Origin of the sequence: Allomuricauda ruestringensis DSM 13258 (genome assembly GCF_000224085.1) — a bacterium.
Classification (GTDB): Bacteria; Bacteroidota; Bacteroidia; order Flavobacteriales; family Flavobacteriaceae; genus Flagellimonas; species Flagellimonas ruestringensis.
On record NC_015945.1, the window covers coordinates 3158524 to 3182412 of the forward strand.

Consider the following 23889-nt stretch of genomic DNA (forward strand, 5'->3'; position numbering starts at 1 on the left):
TAAAAACAAGGTCGTGCTTAATATAATATCTATTTATAAGTGTATTCATTCGGCTCAATATGGATGAGTACATGTCCCAGGTTGGGAATTTCTTTTCGTAAATAATCTTTTAGATCATGAGCAATCCAATGACCTTTTTCCACAGAAATTTTCCCATCTACAATAGCATGAAGATCTACATGATATCTCATCCCAGACTTGCGGATAAAACATTTTTCAGTACCTAAAATTCCATCTACTTGCGAAGATTTTTTCCGGATCTCTAAAATTAGGTCATCATATTGGTGCTCGTCCATGATCTCGCCGAGTGCGGGGCGAAATATCAAATAACTATTGTAAAGTATAAAGGCCGATGCCAAAAGGGCGGCCCAATCATCCGCCGTTTCATAGCCCTCACCAAATAGTAGTGCTATGGAAATCCCCAAAAATGCCATTATGGAGGTTATCGCATCACTTCTATGGTGCCAAGCATCTGCTCGCAAGGAGGAACTTTGGGTTTGTTTACTTTTTCTGATGACTACTTGAAATGAAACTTCTTTCCAAATAATAATACCGCCCAAAACAATCAGTGTCCAAGGTTCTGGAACCTTGTGCGGGGTTTGAATATGCTGGATACTTTCGTATGCAATGATTGTTGCCGATGTTACCAAAAAAGCAACAACAATAAATGTGACCAAGGGTTCTATTTTTCCATGCCCGTAAGGATGGTTTTCATCTGGTGGTTTTTCGGCATATTTAAAGCCCAACAAAACCAAAAAGGACGAAAAAATATCGGTTGTGGATTCTATGGCGTCGGCAATTAATGCATAGGAGTTCCCAAAAAATCCGGCCAAACCTTTTATCAAGGCCAACCCAATATTGCCAAGAATACTAAAATAGGTGGTCCGTATGGCGGTTTTTTCGTTGCTCATATCTTTCCTGTTGGATTTTGCTAAGATCGTGATTACAGATTAAAGTAGTGGTCAAAAAAATCCTCGACACTTGATATGTTTTAAGGCCAGGGATTCTAAAAAACCAGAATATTTAGGTGTACTTAACAATTATGAGATTGCAGCTTGTGCAGCTGCCACCCTTGCAATGGGCACTCTAAATGGAGAGCAGCTCACATAGTTCATTCCCACTTTTTGAAAGAATGCAACCGAATTGGGCTCACCACCGTGTTCGCCGCAAATACCTATTTTAAGATTGGATTTAGTCTTGCGTCCCAATTGGGTTCCCATTTCCACCAATTGTCCAACACCTTCATGATCCAATACCTCAAAAGGGTCATGTTTCAAAATGCCTTTTTCGAGATAGGTGGGTAGAAACTTTCCCGAATCATCCCTCGAATATCCGAAGGTCATTTGGGTAAGGTCGTTGGTTCCGAAAGAGAAAAAATCCGCATTTTCTGCAATTTTATCGGCTATAAATATAGCTCTTGGGATTTCCATCATGGTACCTACGGAATACTCCACGGTGTCCTTACGTTTTTTGAAAACTTCTTGGGCCGTTGTATCAATAATTGCTTTTTGTTGGTTGAATTCTTCCACGGTACCTACCAATGGAACCATAATTTCTGGTTTTACAAGGATACCTTCTTTCTTCACTTTAAGTGCTGCCTCCAAAATAGCTTGGGTCTGCATTTCGGTGATTTCAGGATACGTATTTCCCAATCTGCATCCTCGGTGTCCCATCATAGGGTTGAACTCTTCCAGTTCGGCCACTTTGCTTTTAACAGCGGCCAAAGAGATATGAAGTTCTTCGGCCAATTCTTTTTGTGTAGCCAATTGATGGGGCACGAATTCATGCAATGGTGGGTCCAGCAATCTAATTGTTACAGGGAATCCTTCCATGGCCCTAAAAATTTCCTCAAAGTCGTTTCGTTGCATGGGAAGGAGTTCTTTTAAGGCTTGTTTGCGTCCCTTGATGGTATCGGCCAAAATCATTTCTCGCATCGCTTTTATACGGTCCACTTCAAAGAACATGTGCTCGGTACGGGTCAAACCAATACCTTTTGCACCAAAATTACGTGCGATCAAAGCATCTTTTGACGTGTCTGCGTTTGTTCTTACCTCCATGGTGGTGTATTTGTCGGATAGTTCCATCAACTCAGCAAATTCACCACTCAACTCAGGTTCCTTGGTGCCAACCTTACCTTCCAAAATATTACCTGTTGAGCCATTGATCGAAATCCAATCGCCTTCGTGGTACTCATGGTCATTAACTTTAAGGGTTCGGGTTTTGTAATTGATTTTTAAAGCACCAGCTCCAGAAACGCAACATTTTCCCATTCCCCTGGCAACCACAGCTGCATGGGAGGTCATACCTCCACGGGCGGTCACAATAGCTTTGGCAATGTTCATTCCCTCTACATCTTCGGGAGAGGTTTCTACACGCACTAGAATGCTGTTCTTGAACTTATCGGCCTCATCGGCAAAGAAAACAATCTGGCCGGTAGCCGCACCTGGAGATGCAGGCAAACCTTGTGCAATTACTTCGGCTTCCTCTAAGGCTTTAGGGTCAAAGACGGGATGTAAAAGTTCGTTTAGTTTGTTGGGCTCTATGCGCATTAGGGCTTTTTTCTCATCTATCAACCCTTCTTTAAGCAAGTCCATGGCAATTTTTACCATGGCGGCACCGGTGCGTTTGCCATTACGGGTCTGCAAAATCCAGAGTTTACCTTGTTGAATGGTAAATTCCATGTCCTGCATATCCTGATAATGGGTTTCCAGTTTATTTTGGTATTCAAACAGTTCCTTATAAATGTCAGGCATCAACTCTTCCAGGGAAGGGTAGTTTTCCTTGCGTTCTTCCTCATCTATTTGCGCCAGTTTGGCCCAACGTTGTGATCCCAACAAGGTAATTTGCTGAGGGGTACGAACCCCGGCAACCACATCTTCACCTTGGGCGTTAATAAGATATTCCCCGTTGAATACGTTTTCTCCTGTACCTGCATCCCTTGTAAAGCATACCCCGGTTCCGGAATCTTCACCCATGTTGCCGAACACCATGGCCTGGACGTTCACTGCAGTGCCCCAATCTTCGGGATACCCGTGCATTTTTCTGTAGTAAACGGCACGGTCGCCGTTCCAGCTATCGAATACCGCGGCAATAGCACCCCAAAGCTGGTCCCATGGATTGGTAGGGAAGGGTTTTCCGGTTCTTTTTTGAACTATGTCTTTAAAGTCGTATACCAAATCCTGCAAATCTTGAACGTTAAACTGGGTGTCTTGCTCGATTCTCCGTTTGTCCTTTAAATGATCTATGATTTCTTCAAACGGATCAAGATCGTCTTTGGATTCTGGTTTGAGGCCCATTACCACGCTACTGTACATTTGAATAAAACGACGGTAGGAATCCCAGGCAAATCGTTCGTTGCCTGTCATTTTTATGACACCTTTAATGGATTCATCGTTCAATCCCAGATTGAGGACGGTATCCATCATGCCGGGCATAGAAACCCGTGCCCCGGAACGTACAGAAATCAATAGTGGATTTTCATCATCACCAAAAATAGTACCCATGGTTTCTTCGATGCGGGTTATGGCAGCCCGAACCTCGGGTTCAATACGATTTATTACGGCTTCTTTGCCTTCTTCGTTGTATTGTGTACAAACTTCTGTTGTTATAGTAAAACCGGGAGGTACAGGAATACCAATACGGCTCATTTCGGCCAAGTTGGCCCCTTTGCCCCCGAGCAGTTCCTTCATATCACGTCCACCATCTGTCTTTTTGTTGCCGAAGGAATATACGCTGAGTTGGTTTGCTGTAAGTGTTTCCATCTTTTTATCTATTAAGAGATTGATAAATACTAAAATCTATATGTAAAATTAGCTGCTTCTTGATCTTCAGAACATGATAAAAATCAGGGTTTTACCCCTTACATCTGTTCAAACCTTGATTTTGTCTTTTTTCAAAGTGATTTGTCAAGTACGATGGATAGCAAGTAAATTTTTTAAAGAAACATAGAACAGATTACATTGGTAAATGAGAAAAAACAAAGTAGATAAAAAAATATTTGATGGTTAAGCGCTAAAAATCAGGTTTTTGGGAAAAAACTGACAAATATCATCTTTTAAGAATTTTCCGTAAAGGATCTTTGACCCAACAAAAAACAAGAACTATGCAATACCATACAACACACCGACAGTCGCTTTTAAAAGCAGCAATCCTTTGGATAACATTTGCCCTTGTACCACTTTCGCTTTCCGCACAAAACTTTAAGCTCAACAACGGGGAAGGGGAAGTTATGGTAACAGGGACTTCGACCCTTCATGATTGGGAGGAGGTTGCAGAACAAAAATCAGGTTCAATTACATTGGACAATACAGGGGAGCTTCCAAAGATCAACTCTTTAAAGTTTACGGTTGAAGCTGAGAGCCTAAAGAGTGGAAAGGGAGCCATGGACAAGAATACTTACAAAGCGCTCGAAACCAAAAAATACAAGCAAATTGTATTTGAGTTGAAAAGTGTGAAAAGTATTTCTCCGATCACCGCTACCTCTGATAGATATAGGGTGGTCGCCACGGGTAACCTTACCATTGCAGGAAGCACCAATACCATTGATCTGCCCTTTAATCTAACGATTAAAGAAGATAAAGTGCTGCTCGAAGGCAAGAAACCTTTAAAAATGACAGATTACAACATAGAACCTCCCAAGGCACTTTTGGGTACCATTACCACTGGTGATGAGATTGAGGTTCTCTTTAACACTGTTTGGAAATAATTAAATCTTAATACTCAACTAATAAATTTAACGTAATGAAAAAATACACAAAATTCGGATTATTGGCAGCTGCATTCCTTGTAGGCCTTATGGGATATTCCCAAAATCGTCAACTGGACAATTTCCGGTCGCCGGACAAAAATGGAGTAAATGTTTTTGAAGCTCCAAAAGATACTGTAAGTACCTTTGATGGGGTAAAAGTAAGAGTGGGTGGGTCATCTACTTTACAGTTCCAAGCAGTAGATCACGAAAACTCAGGAGCCGTAGAGCTTATCCCGATCGGGGACAACTTTAACCTGGCAACCGCAAACCTGGATTTGGATGTGGCCTTGGCCAAAGGTGTGAGAATGCACTTGAGAACTTATTTGTCATCCCGTCACCACCCAGAACCATATGTAAAAGGAGGATATTTCCAAGTGGACAACTTGGATTTCATCAGCCCTGGATTTTTGGAAGAAGCTATGAAGTACTTAACCGTTAAAGTGGGGCACATGGAAAACAACTATGGTGATACCCATTTTAGAAGAACCGATAACGCCCAGGCCATGCACAACCCATTTGTAGGCAACTTGATCATGGACGCGTTTACCACAGAGGTTGGTGGAGAGGTTTACTTTAGAAAAAATGGATTCATCGGTATGTTTGGGCTTTCTAATGGTAAATTGAACCAAGCAGTAAGCAATCCAGAAACCACAGGAGCTTCAATATTGGCCAAATTGGGATACGATAGTCAAGTGAACGAAGATTTGAGACTTAGACTTACTGGATCTATGTACACTACAAGTAAATCACGTAGCGTTTACCTTTATACCGCAGACCGTGCAGGATCTAGGTATTACTTGGTGATGGAGGATACTGAAGCTTCTACATCCGGTAATTTTCGTTCAGGTAGATATGACCCAGGTTTTAGGAATGAGATTACTGCCTTTATGATCAATCCATTTGTAAAATATAAAGGATTGGAGTTCTTTGGAACCTTTGAAACTGCTTCAGGAAAAACCGATGCTGAGACCGATGATAGAAATGCTACGCAATTGGCAGGTGAGTTGATCTACAGATTCGGCAACAATGAAAATTTCTACTTGGGAACTCGATACAACACTGTAAATTCAGACGACCCATCGGGGTCGGAAGTAACTATAGATAGATTCCAACTTGGAGGTGGTGTATTCTTGACCAAGAACATTTTGGCCAAAATAGAGTATGTAAACCAACAATACGATGGATACGATACTACAAGTATCTTCCACGATGGTGAGTTTAAAGGGGTTTTATTGGAAGCTGTTATCAGTTTCTAGATTACCATTAATTTTTAACAAGACCTAGGACAGCAATGCCCTAGGTCTTACATCTTAAAATTATTATATTTAGGTATCATGTTGACCTCAATCCCACATATCACAAAAACCCTGTTGTTAGGATTATTTTTTATATCCTGGTTCAACTTTAACGACCCGGAACGGGAAACCAAAGTGAGGGTGGAGCCAGAGAGTGAGGTTGTTATTGCCGGTACCACCAACGTTAATAATTTTACCTGCAAGTACAATTTACAGGAGTTGGAAATGCCCATTCGTTTGATCTATGATGAAAAGTCCGAGCAAATTCTTTTTAAAAATGCAGAACTTACATTGATCAACGATTGTTTTGATTGTGGAGGCAAGGCCATTAATAGAGATTTTCAGGAATTGCTGAAAACAGAACGGCACCCACAAGTAGGGTTAAAACTTCTTTATGTGGAACCTCCATCACCTAATCAAAGTACGGTAGATGTTGGTATAGAAATCAAGATTGCCGGGGTTTCCCGCAAGTACCGGACACTACTTTATTGTGAACAGACAAAGGATATATGTGTCAACGGCACGTTGGAATTAAAGCTCAGCGATTTTGAGTTGGAGCCTCCCAAGAAAATGCTGGGCATGATCAAGGTTGATGATGAAATAAAAGTCCATTTAACATTGCAGTTGAGTGAGATTTAATTATTGATCACTTGTTGCACAAAAAATCCGTTGGAATGTATATATCTAACGGATTTTTTATTTTTTCACACATTTCATAAAACCTATAATCAGTATCTTGTGAACCACATTTGAAACTGAAATTAACTACAAACAATACCAATGAACAGAATTTTATCCTTAAAAGGGATTTTTACCCTCGCCTTTACACTATTTTCAATTACATTTTATGCTCAAGACAGTTTTGGGGGACTCGCATTGTACACCGTGCGTGAAAACATGGGGGAAGATGCCAAGGCTACTTTACAAAAGGTGGCGGATGCAGGTTATGCCTATATTGAAGCTGCTGATTATAAAGACGGAAAGTTTTATGGCATGGAGCCACAAGCATTTAAAGCCTACGCGGAGAGTTTGGGGCTAGACCCGGTAAGTGCGCACATGGGGGGGGCAACTATGGAAAATGCAGATCAACAAATTGCAGACACCAAGGCCGCAGGATTTGAATATTTTACCATTCCAGTACCACCGATGGGTATGTTTACTTTTGATCGTGAGAACAGGACCATGGGCATGAAAGGTACTATGAAAGAGTTTGCCGATATTCTCACAATATTGGGAAAAAAATGTGATGCAGCTGGATTAAAACTGTTGTACCACAATCACGATTTTGAATTCAAGGACAATGAAGAAGGTGTAAAACCAATAGTTTATTTACTGGAAAACACGGACCCAAAATATGTAAACTTCCAAATGGATCTATATTGGGTTACAAGAGCCGGAGCAGACCCGGTCGGCTATTTTGAGGAATACCCAGGAAGATTCAAGTTATGGCACGTAAAGGACATGGACGAGGAAGGGAAATTTGCACCCGTAGGAGAAGGCACCATTGACTTTAAAAGAATTTTGGGAGAAAAAGAAGCTTCCGGAATGATAAAATACTTTGTTGAACAGGATATGACCTGGGATAAAAAACCTTTGGAAGTCATTAAGATTAGCCATAAAGGTTTGAAAGAGATAGGTTTTAAGTAAAAAACAATGTAACCGTTGTGAAGGCCTTTTCATAAAAGTGATAAGAAATCAAAAAAATATTTTTTACAATCGGTTACATTAGTATCTTTGCACCCGCAAAAGTTTGGTCGCGTAGCTCAGCTGGATAGAGCATCTGCCTTCTAAGCAGACGGTCACAGGTTCGAATCCTGTCGCGATCACCAGTAAATAAAGGGCCTTGGAGAGTTTCTCTTTCTAAGGCTTATTTTTTAGCAAACAATTTGCAAACACGTTATTTTTTAACTTTTTTTGAACCCATTTGCGTGGTTTTGCTATTTGATAGCACTATTTACTCATTCAATTGGATGGTAGATAGATTTGATACACCAAAAATTGCATATTGTTTTTCGCCAGTTTTATTTTTTGATGTCTGTAGATACCCCAATCTTTAGGATAGGTTTTCTACAAAACTAATTTAATTATGAAGCCGCCCCTTTAATAGATCGACCGGTCTTTCATAGTTAATGGACTGTTGATCGATGTGCCATTTTACTATTGAATCCAGACTCCAATATAGGGAGGGACGGCCAATATACCACAATTACGGATAAATAGAGCCGATTAAAATGTCCCTTTAAACTATTGTAATGCAAAGAGTTGATGTCAATTTACCCGTGCTCATTCAATTCCGCAGTAGTTGGTGTGCCCTATTCGTTTTTTGCAGTCTTAAGTTTCAATGCCAACGGTTAGAGCACTCCAACTTGATATGACTTTTAACCATATTGCGTTAGGAAACGGGCTTTTACAGCCCTATTTTTCTATCTATCTCCAACCCAATGTGGATAAATTGATGCTTGCGCTGATATTTCATTGAGAAGCTTTAGGTGTTCTTCGGACAAATTCCAGCCGACGGAATCAATATTGGAGAGCAATTGCTTTTCGTTTCTTGCACCAATTACTATGTTGGAAACGCATTTGTTTTGAAGCAACCAGTTGATGGCAATCTGTGGAATGGATTTTCCGATTTCGTTACTTATTTTTTCCAAAACGTCAACAACATTAAATAGGAATTCGTCCTCAACTGGCGGTGCCCCTACATCTCCGCCCGATTTTATCCTGCCTGCCTTCATTTCCATTCCCCTTTTTATTTTACCCGTCAATCGACCCCAACCCAACGGACTCCAAACCATCAATCCCATATTTTGGTCTTCCAATAGTGGCAACAGTTCCTGTTCACAATCCCGACCAATCAGTGAATAATAGCCTTGGTAGATGACGTACTTTTCCAAATTTGCCCTTTCTGATATGGAAAGTGATTTCATCAGTTGCCAAGAAGCAAAATTTGAACAGCCGATGTACCTTACCTTTCCACTTTTTACCATATTGTCAAGGGTTCTCAATGTTTCCTCAATAGGTGTTTTTCGGTCAAAACCGTGCATTAAATACAAATCGATATAATCTGTGCCCAACCTTTTCAAACTGTCTTCAAGGGCATTCATCAAATGGTATCGGGACGAGCCCCTTTCGTTGGGTTGTTCGCCCATTTGGAAAGTTGCTTTGGTGGAAACTATGCTTTTGTCCCTTTTTCCTTTTAACGCTTTGCCCAATACGATTTCCGAATCACCAAGGGAATAGACATTGGCCGTGTCAAAAAAATTGATGCCCCTTTCAAGGCAAATGTCGATAAGCCGAGTAGCTTCTTTTACATCGGTTTGTCCCCAACGCTGAAAAAACTCGTTGGTTCCGCCAAAAGTCCCTGTTCCAAGGCTCAATACAGGTACTTTCAATCCTGAATTTCCTAAATTTCTGTATTCCATTTCTATCTGTTTTTATGTTAAAATTATTTTTCTCTTTTTATACTAATGATTGCCATTACGATTGCCATTAGTGAAAACCCCGCACTCATTAATGTAATTGACAATAGTCCCAATGATTCGGAAATGAGCATTCCCCCAATGGATGAGCCCAATGCTATTCCTACATTGAATGCGGAAATGTTCAAGACCGAAGCGACATCTTCGGTTCCGGCCAGGTATTTTTCTGAAAGCTGAATAACGTACAATTGCATGCCGGGAACGGTCCCAAATCCTATGAAGCCCATTGTTGCTACCAAAATGAGTGCGGTGTTCCTGTACGGTAACAATAGGTACATCAACCCAAATGCGATGAATAGTATGGCGAACAATAAAATCAGGGTTCTGGCAGGTTTTTTATTGGAAAACTTTCCGCCCATAAGGTTTCCGAAGGCAACAGCAACACCATAGAGCAATAGGATAAGGGTGATTTGGTTTTCGGTAAACCCTGAAATATTTTCCAATAGGGGGGATAAAAATGTGAACGTTCCGAACAGCGCGGCAAATGAAAATAATGTCAACGAGAAACCTAAAAGCATTGATTTGTTTCCCAAGACCTTGAACTGGTCCTTGAGTCTAATTGGTGCGCCTTTTTCTATGTCTTTTGGCAGCCAAAGTTGATTTGCCAACAGGCAAAGAAATCCTATAACAGCAATGCCACCAAAGGTAAAACGCCACCCAAATTGCTGACCAATATAAGTGCCGAGCGGAACGCCGGTTACCATGGCAACGGTCAAGCCCGTAAACATAATTGCAATGGACGTGGCCCTTTTTTCTTTGGAAACCATACTGCTGGCGATATTTGCACCAATGCCAACAAAAACGCCGTGGGCAACTCCCGACAAAATCCTTGCAACAATCAATAGACTGAAGTTGGATGAGATCGAAGCCAAACCATTGCCGACCACAAAAAGCAGCATAATGGTAATCAGCAATCTTTTCCGATTGATCTTATTGGTAAATGCCGCTACAAATGGCCCGCCAATGGCCACACCTATGGCGTAGGAAGTTACCAACCAACCGGTCGAAGCTATGCCAATTGAAAATTCTTTGGCGATGGTCGGTAAGAGGCCGATCATTACAACTTCGGTAGTTCCAATGGCAAAAACACTTACGGTCAAAGCCCAAATAGCAATGGGCATGCGATTTTGTTCGACAGTTAAGACCTTGTTATTTTTCATTGGGACAAAGTTCCGAGGAGCAATTTTTGCCCAACAGGACATTTGTCAAAGATTTGATGTGAGGAATGTCACATTTTTAGAGCTCGATTTTGGTCAATCGGCTCAAAGTTTCCCGTGTAACCCCCAGATAGGAAGCTACCATGGACTTGGGCACTCGTTGCATCAAACCTGGATATAAAGTAATGAGATTGTGATATCGGTCGTTGGCATTACTGCTGAGAAAGCAGAGGATACGTTTTTGTAAAGCAATATAGCCATTGGTAGTTTTTTTGAGGAAAAAAGTCTGCATTTTGGGCAATTCCCTGCTCAGCTTTTCTTTATTCTCCAAGGTCAAGGCAAGTGTTTCGGTATTTTCAAGACAGTCTACGATCAAAGTTGCTTTGGTTTTATGGTGAAACGCTTCTGAATCCGTGATCCACCAATTTTCCATGCCAAACTGCAAAATATGTTCTTTGCCGTCATCATCCAGTTTGGTAACGCGCATCAATCCTTTCAGTACAAAGAAATCAAATGGGGCATAGTCGCCCTCATGTAGAACAATTAGATGTTTTTTGAACGTTTTTTTTTGAAAGTGTTCCAGTACAAATTCAAATTCATCATCGGTTAACCGTACTATTTCCTCTATTTGTTTTCTTAATGGATGTTTGTTCATTTATATCATTTGCGTTTTCTTGCATTGCAAAGGTACCAGACCCATACGTAGCCCTGTTCACATTAGGGTTGATTTTAAATGTATTTAAATATACGAAGTACGGGGAGAATGAGGACGGGTTACTTTTTGGTGTTGATGGTTGAGGTTGCCTTTTCGTCTATACTGTGGCATGGTTGATTTTTTGGGCCATTGCGCTGTAATTAGAGGGACTTGATTTTTCTCTAGGGTTGACCTACGATTCTAATTGAACGGGATTTTACACTTATATCTACCGTTATTGTTCTTTTAAAAAATTCACAATCTCATCTATCAATTCTTTCCTTCCCCTTTCATCTCTGTCCAAAAATACGTAGTGGGTTCCTTTGATGGTTTTAACCCTTTTTCTCTCGGTGTTCCTTAAATCTTTTTCAATGGCCACCAAATCCTGAGGTCTTGACCAAAAATCCAAATCGGTTCTCAGGATCAACGTAGGACAGGTAATTGAAGATGCATCCCAATATTTTCTGCCATTGGACATATAAAAAGATTCTTCCCGATAGCCACCCGGAACCTTCATGGTAGTCTTATCCTCCCCAAAACCAACGGCCGTTGTTCGATATGCTTCCATTATCAAAGAATCCCTCCAGTCTTGTTTGTTCTCTATCGGGATCGTAGAAGTCCACTTCCTTACGAGCCCTTCTTTGTCGGAAACCCTAAAAAACCCGGTTTTGTTGAATTTGGTAGAATCAGACTCTTGCCAAAAGAAATGCTTCAATTCCCAAGGCGCATTAGTTCCATATAATGAATTAAGGGATATGAATTCAGCTAATTTATCGGAATTTTGAGCTGCATAACTTCCTCCCCAATGTCCACCTGTAGCCCAACCGAATATGGATACTTTGTCTACCTTGTCTTTTGCCCTTATATATTCAACTACGCTGTTTATATCTTGTGTCGCCTCTTTAAAATTTCCTATGACCGTTGTGCTATCGCTTAAATTATAACTTGGTAAAGTAGATTTTTCCCAACCCCGTATGTTCATCAGGTATACCTTTATTCCCCTTTTTACCAAAGCCTTTGCAAATGAACCATTGGGAACATCTAAATCAAAGGAAGCGATTGCCCCTGGACCACCTCCATGAATTAGGATCAAAGGATATTCACTTATTTGTTCTTTTGATTCAGACAAAAACTCTCTAACGAAGATTTGAACATCATCGGTACTACTTACAAAGAAGTCCTTAAACTCAATATCCTTATTACTTTGTCCTCTATTGTCAGTTCTCCAACTTACCAATTGCAGAAGAATTGTTATTAGTAAAAGCTTTTTCATTTTCCAAACCAGGGTTGTCATAGTGTCTATATTGCTCAATTAATTTAATTAAATTATTTTTTTCTTTTTAATAATTAGCACTTTAAGAGAAAAGTTACAAAACTGCATATTTTGTTTTATTAAATGGCTTAATAAAATAACTCTGTTGTCACATTCTTTTTCGTTTTAGCTAAATCCGTAGTAATGAAACCTATGATTATTAATTGTTTATAACCTTCCACATTACTTTTAGCATCATAAAATTCAAGACAATGGCTACTTATACAATCAATCTTAACGGAGAGGATCAATCCTTCACATGTGATGAAAACATGCCTTTACTATGGGTGTTAAGGGAAGTTTTGCAAAAAACAGGCACAAAGTACGGTTGTGGGATAGGTCAGTGCGGGGCTTGTACTATCCATTTGGACGGAAACGCAGTACGATCATGTATGATGCCAATATCCGCAGTAGGAGAAGCAAAGATAACCACCATAGAAGGAATAGGCGATCCTGAACTTCATCCCGTACAACAAGCATGGAAGGAACTTCAAGTTCCACAGTGCGGATATTGCCAAAGCGGACAAATTATGAGTGCTGTGCATTTACTTCAGCAAAATCCCGATCCGAGCGATGATGAAATAACAGAAGTGATGTCAGGAAATATCTGTCGTTGTGGTACCTACGACAGAATAAAAAAGGCCGTTCGTTTGGCAACTAAATTATTGGAGAATAATCAACTGCCATAGCGTAAGCATATAAGGTCTTCCAACAAAAGGACCTCAACTCATCTGAATGTAGAATACTAAATAATAAGACCCGCTTAGTGGGATTTAAAAAGGCAAATGCTATGACACCAGTAACAAACCGAAGAAATTTTATAAAAAATACCCTGATGGTCTCATCAGGCCTGGCCGTTGGTTTTACGGTAGGCAATGTAACCAGGCTTTTCAGTGTTGAGGCAGGTAGTGTTTCCCATGAACTATCACCGTTTATACACATCGATACCGAAAGTAACATCACACTGGTAAATCCAAATCCGGACATGGGGCAAGGGTCCATTCAGGCTTCGGCTGCAATGATTGCTGAAGAGCTTGAAGTCAGACTGGAAGAGGTACGCATCATACCAAGTGACGGACAGGCAAAATACGACCCTCAGATATCGGGAGGAAGTGGAGCAGTGAGAAGATCGTGGGAACCCCTTCGGAAAGCTGGGGCAGCAGTAAGGATAATGTTGTTGAATGCAGCTAGCCGAAGCTGGAAAATTCCATTGGCAGAATGTTATGCGGAAGATGCCCATATATATAACAGAATTGATGATAGAAAATTCAAATACGGGGATTTGGTGACGCTGGCTTCTACTTTAGAAGTTCCGGAAAACCCTATATTGAAAAGTAAATCTGAATTTAAATTAATAGGAAAAAGCCATAAACGAGGGGATGTCATTGAACGGATTACAGGCAAATCAACCTATAGTATCGATATGCAAGTGCCGGGAATGGTACATGCTGCCATATTGCATTCCCCTACGATTTTAGGAAAAGTGGTCTCCATCAATGCTACTGAAGCATTAAAAGTGAATGGCGTTATCGATGTGGTGAAATGTGAACGCACCATGCCTTATACCAAATTTGATGCAGTGGCCGTCATAGCCAACTCTTCTTGGGCGGCAATGCAGGGAAAAAAGGCATTACAAGTGGAATGGGGAGATGAAGGAGATCACCTGAGCACACAAGACTATTCAGAAGGCTTATACGCAGCAGCTGATAATCCGGGAGCCTTATATTCTGAAACCGGAGCTTTTGATCAGCATTTTACAAAGTCAAGGATAAAAGCTGAAGGGTTGTACGAATCCAATTTTTTGTCACATGCTTCAATAGAACCCATGAATGGAATTGTTGAGGTAAAAGACAATGGAACTGTAGAAGTATGGGCCGGTGTACAAGGATCTGGACAGATTAAAGACCAAATGGCAGAATATATGGAGGTTCCCCTTGAGCATGTAAAAGTGAATGTCAAACTAATGGGGGGCTCTTTTGGACGAAAATCCTATCATGATTTTCTTTTGGAAGCGGGCATGCTTTCCAAAAAAATACAGAAACCGGTAAAAGTGACATGGACCAGGGAGGAGGACATCTCACAAGGACCATACCGTGCGGGCTCGCTTTCCAAATTACAGGGCACGGTTGAAAACGGGAAAATAACGGGCCTACATCATCATGCTATTGGTGAAAGCATAGCCGGACAACTGGACGGCTCTCCAAAAGTAGGTGAAGTAGATGAAGGCCTAGGAAGGGAAATAGGCTTTGAGAATAACAAATATGTGCTCGATCATACAAAAATCAGCTTCACCAGAGTGGCGGCAGATATTCCCATCATGTGGTGGCGGTCTGTTTATGCGGGAAGTTTTGCATTCGGACAGGAATGTTTTATCGATGAACTCGCCCACCTTGGGGGAATAGACCCGCTAAAAGCACGATTGGAAATCCTTGAAGACGAACGATATCGTTTGGTATTGAACACATTAGCTGAAAAAGCAAATTATCACGAAGCCCTGCCGGAAGGAATTGCTCGTGGCATTGCCATCTGGAAATCGTTTGAGAGTATTTCTGCTGCCTGTGTCTTTATTGTTTCCGAAGGACAGGGCGTAAGGGTGAAGAAAGTAGTATCTGTTTTGGATTGCGGACTTTTTGTAAATGAAGATATGGTACGTGCACAGATGGAAGGTAGTATTGTTATGGGGTTAAGTGCGGCGACCAAAGAGGAAATCACCTATGAAAACGGAGCTTGTATACAGCAAAACTTTCATCAATACGAACTGATGCGCATACATGAAGCCCCGGAAATGGAAACACATATCATCGCCAACCAAGACACCCCGGGTGGAGTGGGAGAACCTGCTTTGCCTCCTATCGCTCCGGCTCTCAACAATGCTATTTTCAATTTAACAGGAGTTAGGCTTAGGAAGTTACCTATGGATTTATCCAACATCAAACTAAATTAAGCATAAAAAATCCGTTGTCTTCCCGTCTCTCAAATGAATAAGCTTTTGCAAAGTTCTTTCTTCTGAATTTTCAATCGTCAGAATATTGCAATGGACAAAGGGTGTTTTTAACGTCAACCTAGATTTTTTGGTCGGTTTTTCATCAATGGAAACCGATAACGGAGGTTCACGAACTCAAATTAAAAATAGAAAAGGGCGTGAGCTAAAAAAAGAACAGGTAAAATTTATTTAGGACAAAACTGTTTTCTTTGAAAACAATGAGCTAGTCAGTTGTAGTCACTGTTAAATACCTACGTCTGTAGGCATGGGGTGTGAGTCCGGTTTCTTTTTTAAAAGCCTGATACATGGAAGACATGCTAGAAAACCCAACTTCGTCGGCAATGACTTCCACCTTGTCATTGGCCGTTGTATCTTTTAAGCGTGTAGTAGCTTCTTTTATCCTGAATTTATTCACGTAGTCATTAAATCGAAGCCCGAGTTTTTGGTTGATGGCCTGGGATACGCGATAGGAAGCATGACCGGAAACCCGGGAAACGTCCGCGACAGTGAGTCCTTTGCTCCGATGTAGCTTTTCTTTTTCAAAAATGGTATTAAGTGTGGAAATCACTTCGTCCACCTCGTCTTTATTCAGTGTTTTTCCATTGGAAACATCATTTAGCAGCGACGAATTTTGAAGTATTTTATAGCTGATAAAATACAGCAGAACAACGGCCAGAACAGATCCGGTTGCATAGACCGTGATTCCTTCGATGTAAGCCTGTACTACAAAACAGACTAGCAAGATAAGCACACTGATGGAAAAAACAGGAAAATGGTCGGGGAGGGGACCGGTGTTGCGGTATTTGGCGAAATAATATCCAATTCCGAAATACAAGGCCATTTGTAATAGTCCGATATAATAAAAACTGATGATATAGTCGCCCCAATTGAAAATGCCCAATCCGATGATGATAAATGCAGGGAGGTAGTGAAGAAAATGTATTCTGGTCACTACAGATTTAAGAACACACTTCTGATATAAAAAATAGGAAGGACCGATAAGCCACAAACCTGCAGCTCCGGCTAAAACACCCCATATAGGATATTTCTCCATAGGTAAAAACACAAAATAGGACTTAGCAAGCCTGAAGGCAATGCCGATAAGCATCACACCAAGAAACAATGAAGGTGATAAATTGAACTTACTTCTACCAATAAGATAAACGGCCAAAACAAGACCCTGAAAAAGCCCAACACCACAAAATATACTGATTAAAATCTGCCAAATACTCATTGTTATAGTGTAGTAGAATCTGCCACCTTTTTTCGGTCAATATTTTTTTTAAAGATCCTATCAAAATATATGTTATAAACACTATTGGAATAGTTAAGAAAGTACCAAATCATAATCTTTGTTTTTCAAACTCCAAATTGTCTCAAATGATGATCAGTGTGCTTGTAAACCAATATACCGATCTGTTCTTTGGTCATTTTTCCAAAAAAACCATGCACAAAATTAGGGTTACTGTAGTTACCATAATGGTGGATTAATGAGATCCATTTTGCCTTTTCAGCTTCTAGGTCCCCATATAGTTCCTTGACCTTGAACTGCTGCGGGGTAGGGATGTTCCTGTCAAAGGGTTTTTCATCCTTGATCGTTCTTTTCAAGGCCGTTTTACCGAATATCTTCCCTAGAAATGCCTGCTTGTACGTGTGGTCTTCCGTGCCAAGGATCCAGCCGTTCCAATAGTTGTTATGCCTGAGCATTTGAAAAACGGTCATTTTTCCCCATTGGGCTTTCTTGTCCCCATCGAGCTGTTCAATGCGTTCGATGAGTTGCTCTCTGACCACGGGATCATGAATGTTCTTCATCATTGAAATTATTTATGGGTTGTAGGGAAAAGAAGTTGCCTGAATCGTCTTTGAACAATGCCTCTGTTCCATAAAATTCCTTGGTCGGTGGTTTAATAAATTCCACTCCCTTGCTTTTTAGTTCTTCGTAGGTTGCGTAGATGTCATGGCAGGTCAATACTCCACAGCCAAATACGCCTTTTTTAATTAGTTCAATTAAATTTTCTGCGACCTCTTTGGGAAACATTTTGCTTACGGTAACTGGGAACAGTACAATTTGCAAATCGGGTTGTTCGGGCGGCGAAACGGTCAACCACCTAGTACCCGGCCCCATTGGAATATCATCTACTACCCTAAATCCTAATTTGTTCACATAGAAATCATAAGCACTATCTTGGTCGATAACGTTGACATTGGTAACCGTCATTTTTGTAATCATCACTTCTCTTTGGTGTTAATGTGTTTGCAATATCAGCAATGGTTTATTTGCGTACTTCTTCAAAATTGCTATTTTCCAACCATCCGTGTTGATATGCATAACAACTTGGAACAAACGTCAATGGTTTTTTGTCGATGTTCTTTTTGACCTCCTTTTGATTTTTTGAATAGTTGGATGGTGATTCCCCAGTACTTCTTTTGAAACAACCACTAAAAGAGGACAAACTATCAAACCCTACTGAAAAACAGGCTTCGGTAACTGATTTGCCTTCCTTTAAAAATTGTCGGGCTTTTTCAATTCTAACGGATTTCAAATATTGGTGGGGTGTCTTTCCATAAATGGATTTGAAAAGTCTGATAAAATGGAACTTTGAAAAAAAAGCTTCATCAGAAATCTCATCAACATCTATTTTATGCATAAAGTTCGAGTCAATAAATAGTTTTGCCTGAACTATTCTTCTGTATAAATAAACTTTTGGATACTCGTCTTTTATCATAATAAGTGGATATAATGACTCTAAACTATAAATTTTTTGTCCCAATAACGTATTAATTAATAATACTTAACAACCAACCAACAATTAAGAGAATTGTTAAATCAGCCATGATGTTCATCCCATGGCTTTCTTACACATTATTCCAATTCGGCCAATTGTGTCATCAGTTTTTCCGACCAATCATTCAATACAACTTTTCGTTCATCGAACGTGAGCCGTTCCACAGCATAGATTACATGTGGGTCAAGAACTGTAAACCCCAGAAATTCGAGTATTCCACGATGTATTGGGAATAGAATTGAATTCATATCACCGTATTTTTCCGCTATGTAGTTTTTCTTTGGTCCACCTGTTGTTATCGAAAGCATGGCTTTTTTACCGACTGAGAGTCCATTGTCAAAGATTTTGCCGTTATCGTAAAATTTACCCATAGCGAAAACCTTATCGATCCAACCCTTTAAAATTGCAGGTACGGAAAACCAATACAGTGGGAATTGCCATATCATAATATCACACCATTCCACCTTTTCTTGTTCAGATAAAACATCAATGGAAAATGTATTTTGCTCCACGGCATGTAATTCTTCGTATTGCTGTTTAAAAAATGTTTCATTTTTCAAACGTGTAAAATTTCTTTCATCACTTACGGGTTGAAAATTACCCCTGTACAGATCGGATGTTTTTACTTCATGTCCGTTTTTTTTTAAAGTATCAATTGCAGTGTCAAACAATGCCGAATTAAAACTTTTTGCTTCGGGATGTGCCAGAATGATCAGGATTTTCATTTATACTATAATTATTTTAGTTTCAAAACTAACTTTAGTTATATTTGTTTGCAATAACTATCGAAATGGATAGGTTTAAAAAAGTGGAAGTATGAACACAGAATGTATCGGTGATTGTGTGAAATTGAACGGGAAAGTATATCCCTGTACAATTAGCCTTACTTTGGATTTGGTGGGCGGAAAATGGAAGGCCGTCATACTTTACCATTTAAGGAACAAACCGAAAAGATATAATGAACTCCGCAAGGAAATGCCCACCGTTACTGAAATGACATTGAGTTTACAGCTAAAAAAATTAGAGAAGGACGGTTTGGTATCAAGGAAGGTTTATGGAAAAAAACCGCCAATAAAAGTTATTTATAGTTTAACTGATTTGGGAAAAAGTTTTGTTCCGGTTTTGGAAGCGATTACAGAATGGGGAAACCAGGTTGTTAGCGAAAATGGGAAATTTTTGTATAATTCCCTGTCCCCATCCCAATAGAAGTGATGTCCTATAGCTACTTTTAAACAGTTTGGTTTAGGGGTAGCTTAACTAAATATGTAATTTTTATTCTAGTTTTTTATGTTTTTTCCCCCATTTTTCAAGCTCCCGTATAATTGACTTTAGCTCATATCCAATTGTAGTTAGTTCGTATTCAACCCGGGGTGGGACTTCCGCATAGACTGTTCTCTTTACAATTTTATGCTGCTCTAATTTTCTAAGTTGTAAAGTAAGCATTCGCTCAGTTATGTTTGGTAAACGTTTTTTTAATTCTCCGAACCTATGTTTTCCATGTATTAAATAGCAACATATCGATAAAGCCCATTGACCTCCTATGATATTTGAAGCATATACCTCCAAACACTCCTGTTCTAATATTTTTTTGTTTTCGAAATGTGTTGATGTTTCTTTTATTTTGGTCATTACTTACATTTTTTATAGTACCCTACAATTGGTGGCAAACATGCAAAATTACTGTTTACAAACTATTTTTGTCTTTCAAATTTAGTTTGATAAAATATGAAGACATTAATTATTGTTACGCACCCTAATATTCAAAATTCCATAATCAACAAGAGATGGATTGAAGAGTTACATAAATATCCTGAAAATTTTTATGTTCATCAATTGCACGAGGTCTATCCAAACGAAGAAATTGATGTCCCGGCAGAGCAAGAGCTAATAGAACGGTATGATAAAATTGTATTTCAGTTTCCTTTTTACTGGTTCAATTGTCCTCCATTTCTTAAAAAATGGCTTGATGAAGTTTTAACCTATGGTTGGGCTTATGGTAGTAAGAGCGGTTATAAGGTTGGGGGAAAGAAAATCGCATTCGCGATGTCGGTCGGGATTGATGAACACGAATATAGCCCAACGGCAAAATACAAATACACTTTGGATGAATTGCTTCGTCCTTTTGAGTTGACTTTTGAATATATAAAAGCCGATTACCGTCCATTTTTCGCTTATTATGGAATCGAGCTAAATTCATCAAAGGAATGGATTGAAAAAAGTGTTCCAAAATATCTCTACTTTCTCAATTCTTTATAATATTGGTTGGCGGTATGTTTGATCTGTATGACACACAAGTTGTTATATCAGCTAATTCCTGGGCTATATCCCATTAAAAATAGCATCCTATATCTACTTTTATTAAGTTGCTTACGTTAGTGTAAGGCTATTTACTGATATTTTCTATATAATGTCTTTTTCCCCATTTCGATAATTCATTTAGGATATTGTCCAATGACCTTCCCTTTTCCGTAAGTTTATATTCAACTCTTGGGGGAACTTCGGGATAGGCAATCCTCTCAACTAAATGATCGGATTGCAATTCTTTAAGTTGAGAGATCAGCATTCTTTCAGAAATGCCTTCAATTTTTCGCTTTAATTCACCATATCTAAGTTTTTCATTGGCCATTAGATATCCAATGATACTCAATTTCCATCTCCCGCTAAGTATCCCTATAGCGTAGGCCATTCCGCAGTTTGATTCTAAATTTTCTTTGTTCAGTGTATTTGTCGAATTTTCTTTTCTCATTTCTTACAATTTTGTTAGTACCTACAATTTTGTAGGTACTTGCGTTGTTTAAATGTACTAAGTTTCTTTGTGAAGTAAAACTTATAATCAAAAACAATGAAAAAAGCACTTATTACTAGAGAATATCTCGGGGAATTTAGTTCAAAGGGAATAATGATACTACGGTTGATCGCAGGTTTTACTTTGTTTATGCACGGTTTGCCCAAGATTTTTTTTCCAACATCATGGATGGGAGATACAATTCCAGGGTTGCTACAACTATGCGCCGCTTTCTTTGAAGTATTTGGAGGTTTGGCACTAATTTTTGGCTTTTTTGTACCTATTGCTTCCATAGGAATTGGAATCACAATGATTGTTGCTGTAATTTTTCATGTAACAATTTCCGATCCGCTCTTAAGATTGACTGTCAGAGGTACCTCCGAAGGAATTGGTTCAAAATATTTGTTTTTTCCAGAATGGTTTGTACTAGCCGATGGCAAAAGCGCTTTTGGTTCAGGTTCTGCCGAACTTGCCCTTTTGTTTCTAACCATATCGATTTGTTTTTTCTTTACAGGAGCTGGAAAATATTCTATGGACCACTATTCGGGCAGAATAGAAAAAAAATGAAAATGAAGCAAGCAATTTATGGGCTATCCATAAGAATTCAAAATTGATTTATTATGATACCAGTACACTCTAAGTGGAAGATTTACAAAGCCGGGCATTCAAGTTCCCGTCATCGATGATCAACGGACCGGAAGGGTCAAATAGCTTTTAGGACAAGACTTTGAGTCCCCCGAAGAGCCTTGGATTCTTTAAATACTCCGTGTAACTCTTCTTCCTTTTCCTTGGGGGCACAATCCCCGCCCACATTGCAGGCAACAAGGGCAGCAAGTATACCAGCAACAAGACCCATTACAGCCCAACGGACCTCGGCCAGGATAAGCGTAAAGCCCGACAAGGCAAGGAAACTGAACTAGTTCTCACATCTTACGGTCGATAGGGCCCACCATGTCATCACGGACATCAGGGCCTACCATACGGACGGAAAGGACAACCAGCAGCACCGGGATATTGTTAAACGTGTAAAACGCCGCTTGTGGCAACAGGGGCTGATCAACAAGTGCATGCATCTTTCGGCCATTGCCTATAATCTCAAAAAGTATCTGAAATTCATCAAAAAGAGCTCTAAAAGCGAAGTAGGGGCCTTTGTCTTTTGGAAACGGCTGAAAAGGCACCGGACAAACTATTCTTCACCCTTCTCGGCCACCCAAAATTCAAGTTGCAAAGACTGGCCTAAAAACAAAAGTCCCTAAAATGAGCTTAGAACAGGTCTTTTTTCCACTGTTCAAGGGCTTGTGCAACGGTTACCGATGTTATAGGCTGTGTTTTATTCTGTCAAGCTGTTCTTAAAATTTTTTCCATCTTTTTCCCTTTCGCTAATTCGTCCACCAATTTGTCAAGATACCGTACTTGTTTGGTTAGCGTATTATCAATTTCTTCAATTCGGTAGCCACAGATCACTCCTGTTATGAAATGAGCGTTTGGGTTTAATTTTGCTAGCTTGAAAAACGTTTCAAATGTGGCATTTTCGTCAATCAGCTCTTTTATATTCTGGTCGTCAAAACCTGTTAGCCATTCTATGACTTGATGTAGTTCTTCTTTTGTTCTGCCTTTTCTCTCAACTTTTGTAATGTAGTGTGGATAGACGGAAGCAAAAGTCATTTTTGCCATTCGTTCGTTATGTTCGGGCGTTATCTTCATATTATTTAAGTCTTTCTAATTTCCCTTTTCTTTTGACTATATTTTTATAGTCCCATTGGATTTGTCTTGATTTATTCAACCAACGTTTTAGTTCATCCGTTTTTATTTCAGTCACACTGTTATAGAAAATCGAAGCATCTTTAAATTTCGCTCCTTTAACATTCAGGTTCTCTTCGTCAAAGTCCGCACCACTCCAAAACATTAGTCTTATTCCTTTTTTCTGTTTACTATAACCAACTGTCGGATTGCCGTCCAAAAACCAAACAGGGTGTGAGTGCCAAATTTTATTTTCTGCTTCTGTCAATTCTTTATCTATTGTTTGAGCGAGCAGGTCGCAAATATCCCTGTCATTTGCTGTTTGTTGGTCGTTGTATGATTTAATTTCTTCGTTCATATCTTTACTGAACGTTGTGGTGATTTTCTATTGTTTTACATAGCCTATAACAGTCCGCGTCTACAAAAAGTAGCGGAAAAACAAGCGCGGATTTGTCGGCGTGTTCTTTTTCATTTTTGAAAAATACTGAATTCCGAGCAAACCAGCAGCAGCTTTTTTTTGTAGCCGTTGTGTGTGCCCGGCATGGGCATCTCTTTCTTTACTGAAAGGTAAAGGATTGATCTAGAGGGTGCAAGTTCCCTTATGGGCATGGGTAACGCCTTGAACCATTGGTAAGCTGCAAGGTTGCTATCCGTGAGGATATAATGATAGATAAACACATAAAGATTGTGTTCAGAAGTTGTTTTTTACTTTCCGTGTTCTTATTGGGGGTGTCTTCAAGATAGCAGTGTTAAAACAATGATTTTTAACAACATAAAGTTTCGTCGATGATTCAGTCATCACTACGAAAAGGGCTGAACATAAATATTCGACTTCTTTTACTTTCAGCCTCTATCCAAACAAGTTTCAGAAATTTAGATCGTCATACTTGTATTCTGAAAGTTGGAGTACT

General features: G+C 39.7%; 24 protein-coding genes, 1 tRNA gene and 1 pseudogene. 11 read left to right on the forward strand and 15 right to left on the reverse strand.

Features of this window, described 5'->3' with window-relative positions:
- Positions 1–29 precede the first annotated feature (29 nt).
- Both MURRU_RS14205 and ppdK read right to left on the reverse strand, forming a co-directional pair.
- Positions 30–911: a cation diffusion facilitator family transporter gene (locus tag MURRU_RS14205; protein ID WP_014034170.1), complete on the reverse strand. Its 882-nt coding sequence runs from the start codon at positions 909–911 to the stop codon at positions 30–32.
- A 129-nt stretch (positions 912–1040) separates the two neighbouring features.
- Entirely contained in the window at positions 1041–3761 is a 2721-nt protein-coding gene (gene ppdK, locus MURRU_RS14210; RefSeq protein ID WP_014034171.1) for a pyruvate, phosphate dikinase, read from the reverse strand.
- Positions 3762–4102: 341 nt separating this feature from the next.
- Between ppdK and MURRU_RS14215 the strand changes: the two genes are divergently transcribed.
- The 5 genes from MURRU_RS14215 (at position 4103) to MURRU_RS14235 (ending at position 7871) form a co-directional block, all read left to right on the forward strand.
- Positions 4103–4705 (forward strand): YceI family protein, encoded by a 603-nt coding sequence (locus tag MURRU_RS14215; protein ID WP_014034172.1) that lies wholly within the window; start codon positions 4103–4105, stop codon positions 4703–4705.
- A gap of 35 nt (positions 4706–4740) precedes the next feature.
- Positions 4741–6003 carry a hypothetical protein gene (locus tag MURRU_RS14220; protein ID WP_014034173.1) on the forward strand — a complete coding sequence of 421 codons (1263 nt, stop codon included), beginning with the start codon at positions 4741–4743 and terminating at the stop codon, positions 6001–6003.
- A gap of 78 nt (positions 6004–6081) precedes the next feature.
- A complete protein-coding gene (locus tag MURRU_RS14225; RefSeq protein WP_014034174.1) occupies positions 6082–6681 on the forward strand; it encodes a YceI family protein in 600 nt (199 codons plus the stop codon).
- A 141-nt stretch (positions 6682–6822) separates the two neighbouring features.
- Positions 6823–7689, forward strand: coding sequence for a sugar phosphate isomerase/epimerase family protein (locus MURRU_RS14230; RefSeq protein WP_014034175.1), 867 nt, complete (start codon positions 6823–6825; stop codon positions 7687–7689).
- Between the two features lie 105 nt (positions 7690–7794).
- Positions 7795–7871: transfer RNA gene (locus MURRU_RS14235), tRNA-Arg, on the forward strand.
- A gap of 594 nt (positions 7872–8465) precedes the next feature.
- Here MURRU_RS14235 and MURRU_RS14240 read toward each other — a convergent pair.
- From MURRU_RS14240 to MURRU_RS14255, 4 genes are all read right to left on the reverse strand, one after another.
- A complete protein-coding gene (locus MURRU_RS14240) occupies positions 8466–9464 on the reverse strand; it encodes an aldo/keto reductase (RefSeq protein ID WP_014034176.1) in 999 nt (332 codons plus the stop codon).
- A gap of 23 nt (positions 9465–9487) precedes the next feature.
- Positions 9488–10642, reverse strand: a complete 1155-nt coding sequence (locus MURRU_RS14245) for an MFS transporter (RefSeq protein WP_245545042.1) — start codon at positions 10640–10642, stop codon at positions 9488–9490.
- A gap of 115 nt (positions 10643–10757) precedes the next feature.
- Positions 10758–11333 carry a Crp/Fnr family transcriptional regulator gene (locus tag MURRU_RS14250; protein ID WP_014034178.1) on the reverse strand — a complete coding sequence of 192 codons (576 nt, stop codon included), beginning with the start codon at positions 11331–11333 and terminating at the stop codon, positions 10758–10760.
- Positions 11334–11607: 274 nt separating this feature from the next.
- Positions 11608–12645, reverse strand: coding sequence for an alpha/beta hydrolase (locus tag MURRU_RS14255; RefSeq protein WP_187289855.1), 1038 nt, complete (start codon positions 12643–12645; stop codon positions 11608–11610).
- A gap of 251 nt (positions 12646–12896) precedes the next feature.
- On the opposite strand from MURRU_RS14255, the gene MURRU_RS14260 reads away from it, so the two are divergent.
- The gene (locus tag MURRU_RS14260; protein WP_014034180.1) at positions 12897–13373 is read left to right on the forward strand and encodes a (2Fe-2S)-binding protein; all 477 of its coding nucleotides are present in this window, start codon (positions 12897–12899) and stop codon (positions 13371–13373) included.
- 101 nt (positions 13374–13474) lie between these two features.
- The gene (locus tag MURRU_RS14265; RefSeq protein WP_014034181.1) at positions 13475–15628 is read left to right on the forward strand and encodes a xanthine dehydrogenase family protein molybdopterin-binding subunit; all 2154 of its coding nucleotides are present in this window, start codon (positions 13475–13477) and stop codon (positions 15626–15628) included.
- Positions 15629–15890: 262 nt separating this feature from the next.
- On the opposite strand, the gene MURRU_RS14270 is transcribed toward MURRU_RS14265, so the two are convergent.
- The 5 genes from MURRU_RS14270 to MURRU_RS14290 all read right to left on the reverse strand — a co-directional run bounded on the left by MURRU_RS14270 (position 15891) and on the right by MURRU_RS14290 (position 19178).
- Positions 15891–16901 (reverse strand): helix-turn-helix domain-containing protein, encoded by a 1011-nt coding sequence (locus tag MURRU_RS14270; RefSeq protein WP_014034182.1) that lies wholly within the window; start codon positions 16899–16901, stop codon positions 15891–15893.
- A 125-nt stretch (positions 16902–17026) separates the two neighbouring features.
- Positions 17027–17482 carry a DUF1569 domain-containing protein gene (locus MURRU_RS14275; RefSeq protein WP_222835042.1) on the reverse strand — a complete coding sequence of 152 codons (456 nt, stop codon included), beginning with the start codon at positions 17480–17482 and terminating at the stop codon, positions 17027–17029.
- Positions 17463–17897 carry a VOC family protein gene (locus MURRU_RS14280; RefSeq protein WP_014034185.1) on the reverse strand — a complete coding sequence of 145 codons (435 nt, stop codon included), beginning with the start codon at positions 17895–17897 and terminating at the stop codon, positions 17463–17465. Before MURRU_RS14280 ends, MURRU_RS14275 begins: the two co-directional genes overlap by 20 nt.
- A 43-nt stretch (positions 17898–17940) precedes the next feature.
- Positions 17941–18393 carry a helix-turn-helix domain-containing protein gene (locus tag MURRU_RS14285; protein ID WP_041801579.1) on the reverse strand — a complete coding sequence of 151 codons (453 nt, stop codon included), beginning with the start codon at positions 18391–18393 and terminating at the stop codon, positions 17941–17943.
- A 137-nt stretch (positions 18394–18530) separates the two neighbouring features.
- Positions 18531–19178 carry an NAD(P)H-dependent oxidoreductase gene (locus MURRU_RS14290; RefSeq protein WP_014034187.1) on the reverse strand — a complete coding sequence of 216 codons (648 nt, stop codon included), beginning with the start codon at positions 19176–19178 and terminating at the stop codon, positions 18531–18533.
- A 91-nt stretch (positions 19179–19269) separates the two neighbouring features.
- Between MURRU_RS14290 and MURRU_RS14295 the strand changes: the two genes are divergently transcribed.
- Complete coding sequence (locus MURRU_RS14295; protein ID WP_014034188.1) at positions 19270–19659, forward strand: winged helix-turn-helix transcriptional regulator; 390 nt, start codon at positions 19270–19272, stop codon at positions 19657–19659.
- A 66-nt stretch (positions 19660–19725) separates the two neighbouring features.
- On the opposite strand, the gene MURRU_RS14300 is transcribed toward MURRU_RS14295, so the two are convergent.
- On the reverse strand, positions 19726–20082 hold the full coding sequence (locus MURRU_RS14300; protein WP_014034189.1) for a winged helix-turn-helix transcriptional regulator: 357 nt from the start codon (positions 20080–20082) through the stop codon (positions 19726–19728).
- A 96-nt stretch (positions 20083–20178) separates the two neighbouring features.
- On the opposite strand from MURRU_RS14300, the gene MURRU_RS14305 reads away from it, so the two are divergent.
- Entirely contained in the window at positions 20179–20709 is a 531-nt protein-coding gene (locus MURRU_RS14305; protein ID WP_014034190.1) for an NAD(P)H-dependent oxidoreductase, read from the forward strand.
- 127 nt (positions 20710–20836) lie between these two features.
- Here the strand turns inward: MURRU_RS14305 and MURRU_RS14310 are convergent, their stop codons facing one another.
- Positions 20837–21199 carry a winged helix-turn-helix transcriptional regulator gene (locus tag MURRU_RS14310; protein ID WP_014034191.1) on the reverse strand — a complete coding sequence of 121 codons (363 nt, stop codon included), beginning with the start codon at positions 21197–21199 and terminating at the stop codon, positions 20837–20839.
- Between the two features lie 96 nt (positions 21200–21295).
- Between MURRU_RS14310 and MURRU_RS17465 the strand changes: the two genes are divergently transcribed.
- Together MURRU_RS17465 and MURRU_RS18265 are read left to right on the forward strand one after the other, a co-directional pair.
- Entirely contained in the window at positions 21296–21805 is a 510-nt protein-coding gene (locus tag MURRU_RS17465) for a DoxX family protein (protein WP_014034192.1), read from the forward strand.
- A 247-nt stretch (positions 21806–22052) separates the two neighbouring features.
- Positions 22053–22296: pseudogene (locus MURRU_RS18265) on the forward strand (IS1182 family transposase); the annotation flags it as partial.
- Between the two features lie 280 nt (positions 22297–22576).
- Here MURRU_RS18265 and MURRU_RS14325 read toward each other — a convergent pair.
- Positions 22577–22942, reverse strand: coding sequence for a DUF2200 domain-containing protein (locus MURRU_RS14325; protein WP_014034193.1), 366 nt, complete (start codon positions 22940–22942; stop codon positions 22577–22579).
- A gap of 1 nt (position 22943) precedes the next feature.
- The gene (locus MURRU_RS14330) at positions 22944–23336 is read right to left on the reverse strand and encodes a DUF1801 domain-containing protein (RefSeq protein ID WP_014034194.1); all 393 of its coding nucleotides are present in this window, start codon (positions 23334–23336) and stop codon (positions 22944–22946) included.
- Between the last annotated feature and the right edge of the window lie 553 nt (positions 23337–23889).